General features: G+C 34.1%; 5 protein-coding genes. All 5 read right to left on the bottom strand.

Features of this window, described 5'->3' with window-relative positions:
- Positions 1–210 precede the first annotated feature (210 nt).
- The 5 genes from FYJ57_RS14715 to FYJ57_RS14695 all read right to left on the bottom strand — a co-directional run bounded on the left by FYJ57_RS14715 (position 211) and on the right by FYJ57_RS14695 (position 4,960).
- Positions 211–795, bottom strand: a complete 585-nt coding sequence (locus tag FYJ57_RS14715) for a class I SAM-dependent methyltransferase (protein ID WP_154433234.1) — start codon at positions 793–795, stop codon at positions 211–213.
- A 17-nt stretch (positions 796–812) separates the two neighbouring features.
- A complete protein-coding gene (locus tag FYJ57_RS14710; protein ID WP_154433233.1) occupies positions 813–2,831 on the bottom strand; it encodes an RNA-directed DNA polymerase in 2,019 nt (672 codons plus the stop codon).
- 161 nt (positions 2,832–2,992) lie between these two features.
- Entirely contained in the window at positions 2,993–4,309 is a 1,317-nt protein-coding gene (locus tag FYJ57_RS14705) for a reverse transcriptase domain-containing protein (RefSeq protein ID WP_154433232.1), read from the bottom strand.
- A 205-nt stretch (positions 4,310–4,514) separates the two neighbouring features.
- On the bottom strand, positions 4,515–4,721 hold the full coding sequence (locus FYJ57_RS14700; protein ID WP_205840008.1) for a BrxA family protein: 207 nt from the start codon (positions 4,719–4,721) through the stop codon (positions 4,515–4,517).
- Positions 4,722–4,732: 11 nt separating this feature from the next.
- Positions 4,733–4,960 carry a helix-turn-helix domain-containing protein gene (locus tag FYJ57_RS14695; RefSeq protein WP_154433231.1) on the bottom strand — a complete coding sequence of 76 codons (228 nt, stop codon included), beginning with the start codon at positions 4,958–4,960 and terminating at the stop codon, positions 4,733–4,735.
- Between the last annotated feature and the right edge of the window lie 273 nt (positions 4,961–5,233).

Genomic DNA, 5,233 nt, shown 5'->3' with positions numbered 1-5,233 from the left:
ATGTAGCTTAGCATATATTGGATCTGGGGAGTGCTCCACTGTTCTCTCCATGTTCCTTGTAACTTGTCCACCATATCAGTTCATTATAAAAATCTTAGATTTTTGTCTTGACAACTGAGCCACTATAGTAGGACGGATCCTTCATCATCTGAGAGAAGCCTTCTATATCCAGGGTGTTGTGGTACTCTCCATTAATATGTAAAGAATATCCTATTTGCGGAGTATTAAATTGAGCCACTTTTCCTCACCCCTTCCTAGTCTGACATCACCGGTGATCCACTGGTCTTCTATCGTAAGTTCCGGAATCTCTGCTATGAATTCCTTAAAGGAATCCTCAGTAAAATCTGTAAAATACCGACCATTACGCACACCTTCAAAATCACTGTATTTGAAGGAAGTGTAGATTACACCGGTACTTTTAAGCGCATCACACATTTTTCGAATCACCAAAAACAGCTCATTCTTTGGCAAATGCAAAATAGAGGAGCATGCCCAGATACCATCATATGTATCAATCTCATCCAGTTCCCCAAACATCATTTCTTTTACTTCGATACCTGTAAAATCACTGGCCCATCTACAAAGTTCAGCTGATCCATCGGTCGCTGTAACCTGATAACCCCGATCCAAGAAGTATTTCGTGTCACGGCCAGAACCACAACCGAAATCAAGGATATCGACTCCCTCATTCAACAAATGAAGAAATTTATCCTGGGCCAGATGCATATCAACATTCCGCGTATTCTCTATGAAATTTTCTGCATTGAGATTGTAATAATCAATTATCTGGTCCATACAAATCTCCTTTTAAGTTACAAACTGCTCCAATATAAAGAGGCTAAATTCTCTTGATAATTCTTGAATATACTTCTTTCTTTGGTCTTGAATGTAATATTTCTTAAAAAGTCTCTTTTTTCCATATCCCATTCAAAAAATTGAATTGGATTATTTCTTAGGTAGTCAACAAATAAATTTCCAATAGTTTCACCAGGTGTATTATTGATACCGATTTTTAATATACTAAGCAAACCATCAATCCTAGCTTGCTCCGCCACTGTGATATGCGGAGACTTATTGAACACAATAACCCACCAAAATTCACGGTAGGTATAAACACTGTCTTTTTGAACAATTCCTTCCAACCGTTCGATTAGTTTATTTCCAATAATGCTTCGTATTTCTGTATAATATTTTTTACTGTATTGGCTATACAATAGATATGATGCCCATAAGATGGGATCATCTTTTTCATGAAGTCTTCTAACAATATTAATTTCTTGTTTATACGGCACAGCAATGTTAGCCTGTCGGCAAAACATAATCAAATTTACAATATCGTTCACATTTGCTTTATCAAACACAAACGCATACCTATTCAATAAATTTTGAAGCTTATCCTGATACGCAAAAATATCAAACTCGTCTCTTACATAACTGATTATAGAAAGTAGTTTCTGCGTATTGTTATAATTCGGGAAAAAAGAATATCCATAAAAAGCTAGATCTAAAAAATTAAAAACAGTATGTTCCGAAACATCCTTCTTGAACAAAGACACCTTATCCTTATTACGAGAGACTTTATTTAGCAGCATTCCTAAAAAATAAGCTGTTATCGTTTTCATTTGAGACTCATATTTACAAATCAATTCATTTAATTGATTCATAATTGTTCTCTTGCTTGTTGCCAATCCACTTCCCTTAATTAAACATGGATTAACTTGTTCCTGTCCATCAGAAACTGCTTCCATGTAGGCTTTTCTTTCTTCACGATTATAGAATAACAATGCCGTCACTCTGTTAGTAAAAATATTAGTCTCATTTAACCAATCATCTAATACAAACGGCACTTTGCTCTTAAAAAGTTTGGCATCATTTAGTCTTAATAAATATTTTCTGGCCGCCTCTGCGTAAAGTTCAACAATATGATTTGCTATCCCCTCGGTCTCAGCAAAAATGAAAATGTCATCTACGTACCGGTACACATTATAGTGTTCTCCAGCATCATAACACTCGTTGAGTAGCATATTATACACATCTTTGTCTATTGCCTGAAGCAAAAGCTCTGCAACCATCCTTGAGTATTCTGGACCTACTACTATTCCATTCGAAGTTCTTGCATTGATATTCATTAATACTCTATCTATAGCTGTGTAGAGACTTCCATTTTTGAATTCTTTGGTATCATTGACATCTTTTCCAATAATCCAGTTGAACGTATGCGTATAAATACTATCAAAGCATGCTTTGTAATCTGTTCTAATAAAGAATTTGTATTTACTATTCAATATGAGCCATTCCTCTGAGGAGGTAAATGCTGCAATTGATTTATAAGGACCTATTTTGAAAAACATGCCCGTCTGTTCTATTATCTCTTTCCCCGTTTCTTCACTTAAATCACTAAAATATTTAATAACTGATCTATTCTTTGATTTATAAATCAAATCATTGTTCTTATTATGGAATCGGAGCGAAAATACTGAATTCTTATCTAATAAGGCCAACAGTTCTTTTTGATACACACTTACAAACAAGAATAATTCCATCGCCGCCATTGGCTGCAATAAACTAATCTCTCTCTCACTATGTAATTGCTTCATAATAGTGTATTTAAGTGGTGCCGTCACCCAATTGCTGCTTCCATTAAAGAGAACTTCCTTACCATTTTTGTTCTTTAATCGTATTAGTTCCCTTACGATATGGTTAATGTCCTTACTTCTATCTATCAAATATTCATAAAAGTATGCATATGTAAATCGGTCTGACAACTCCGTTGGCAGAACATCTGTCAGCATGTAATCCAATTGATTTCTTTTTATATTTGTAAGATCCATTGACTTCACCTCTAATTCGAATTATAATTTCAATGAATGATATATCGTTCAAGTAAAATCTTTGGAACTTTGGTTTCATAGACTTTACACACGTAAGCAGTACAAAGTACTTTCCGTAAGGTTATACGTTGTATAGGAGTAGCATCATCCTTGGGATGATGCTACTCTACTTTTATCAGTGCCAAATAATCAATCACCATTCTATAATAATCTTTGTCTTCGTTGCAGTACTCAGGGTTTAATTTTCGTATCCATTTTAAAAGTGTACTTTCTGACACTCCAATATTCTTCTCAAACATTATAGATCGGTTTCTTTTCATGTTTGATTCCAAATTATAAATGCTCTCTTCAGTTAAAGATTGCTTTAAGAAATACGGCATAACACATCCGTGTTTTCTTAATAACTTCACATATAAATTTTTCAAAAAGTCTTTCGTTTGCGGCTCTAATGCATCCATATGAAATTGTAATTCATTATAATTTGCAACGACACCCTTTGTGAGCCAATCATATGAACTGCTACCTATTGTTCTGGCAATCACAACACGCGATGAATAAATTTTCAACCTTTGTCGCAAAAGTTCAATATCTCCATCCTTTTTAAACTGAATAAAAGCTCTTTCAATTATCCCTGTATATTTTTTACGTTTTTTTTCTGCAATTCCGTATTTGAAACATATTGGATTTTTCCCTGTCACTTTTCGTATCTCAAATTCATAACCCAAAAAGTTAAATTTCTGCGATGTCGAAAGATTTCTTCTTGTAATATAAGAAAACTTTCCTGGTGACATATTAATTTTTACCGGAGAATCACCAAATACTTCTTGAATTGTATGCTGTATAACATTACAAAATTGATTTTGCGAAATATATTTATTAGTAATAAGAAGTATATCATCGACATATCGTTCATAAAAAAACATTCCATACTTAGATAAATGGGCTCTTATTCGTGAATCAAATTCCCTGCATACAATCTCTGTCAATCCATTAGACAAACATAACCCCGCATAGCAATACTTAAACTCTTCAATATACTGTTCTAAAATTTCTTTGTCCCATCTAGACATAAGGGATTCTTTGATATACCTGTCATATACATGCCGTGACAAAACACTATCGAAAAAAGATTTAAAATCTGCTCGAATAATCACAAAATCATTCATATCTTTGATGACTGGCAAAACATTAAAGAATACATTCATTATCCGATTTCTTGACGCATAACGAATACGAAAATTTCTATCAATCTGTTTTTTTAGATATTGACACATAACAGCTTCTGTAGATAAATTCGGATAACTATATACAATTCTTTTTTTCCCTTGCTGGGTAAAAATATCTTTTCTATAGAGCGAAAAATCATACAATTGATTGTCAATATTATCTTTGATATTATCAGTCAAAAGATCAATCTCTATTTCTGATTTCGAATAATCCATTTGACGAACAATATTTCTAATTTGATTTTTATCCATTATTTCCACTTCTATTTGCAAGCATTATTTGACGGATAGGGCAAAAGCGCTATACAATCGTCCTATCCCCAATTTGTCACTCAATTCCCAGTGCCTTAAACACCGCATCTTCTGCACTCTGATATGGAATAAGCTGGAATGCGCTCATCAGCTCTGGCGGAACAGTTGCAAAATCAACAAATGAGGGACTTGGAATGCAGTCTTGCTATACATGCCTTACAAATACCTTTTTAATCGTTTTTTCTGTTGGATAATGGAATAAGTTTTCATTAAAAACCTTTTCCATTATCTCTGTATTATTAACTCCTTCTTCTATCAGCTTTGCTGTGGTTCTCATTTCATAAAATAAGAACTGCTCACGAGTCAAAGATGCGGATCCTTTATAAGGACTGTTTAATTGTAAATTGGCCATCCCTGTTCCTCCTACTCTTTTGAAGAAGACTCTTCTGGCTCTTCTATAAATTCGACTATATCGCCTACATCACAATGCAAAGCTTTACAGATTTTCATCAGCACTTCCATGCTGACAGGTTCTCCTTTTGACAATTTCGTCACAGAAGCCCAACTCAAACCAGTCTCGGCCTGTAAATCTTTTTTCATCATGTCTTTATCAATAAGAAGCTTCCATAACTTTTTGTAACTTACATTCATATATTGACACCTCACGCATAATATGACGCATAGTAACACCTCTATTTGAAGTATATCATTGCTTCATCACATTCACAAGATTCATCTTCACAAACGCAAGAATGCATCCATATAAATGTAAAGATAATTCAGATGGGAAGAACCCTGGCTGAATTGGAAAACTGACTTCCAGTTTGCAAAAGTAAACCCCTGTTCCTAAAAGTTCTTGCAAGACTAAATTCCGGCATATCAAGAAATCATGATTTTAGCGGAATTTACGTTTCCAAACTGGAA

Origin of the sequence: Oliverpabstia intestinalis, from assembly GCF_009696065.1 — a bacterium.
Taxonomy (GTDB): Bacteria; Bacillota; Clostridia; order Lachnospirales; family Lachnospiraceae; genus Oliverpabstia; species Oliverpabstia intestinalis.
This window is presented reverse-complemented; position numbering and strand designations above follow the sequence as displayed.

Coding starts and splice junctions, on each gene's coding strand:
- FYJ57_RS14695 (WP_154433231.1), bottom strand. CDS start 4,960: ATGAATGTAAGTTACAAAAAGTTATGGAAGCTTCTTATTGATAAAGAC.
- FYJ57_RS14715 (WP_154433234.1), bottom strand. CDS start 795: ATGGACCAGATAATTGATTATTACAATCTCAATGCAGAAAATTTCATA.
- FYJ57_RS14705 (WP_154433232.1), bottom strand. CDS start 4,309: ATGGATAAAAATCAAATTAGAAATATTGTTCGTCAAATGGATTATTCG.
- FYJ57_RS14700 (WP_205840008.1), bottom strand. CDS start 4,721: ATGGCCAATTTACAATTAAACAGTCCTTATAAAGGATCCGCATCTTTG.
- FYJ57_RS14710 (WP_154433233.1), bottom strand. CDS start 2,831: ATGGATCTTACAAATATAAAAAGAAATCAATTGGATTACATGCTGACA.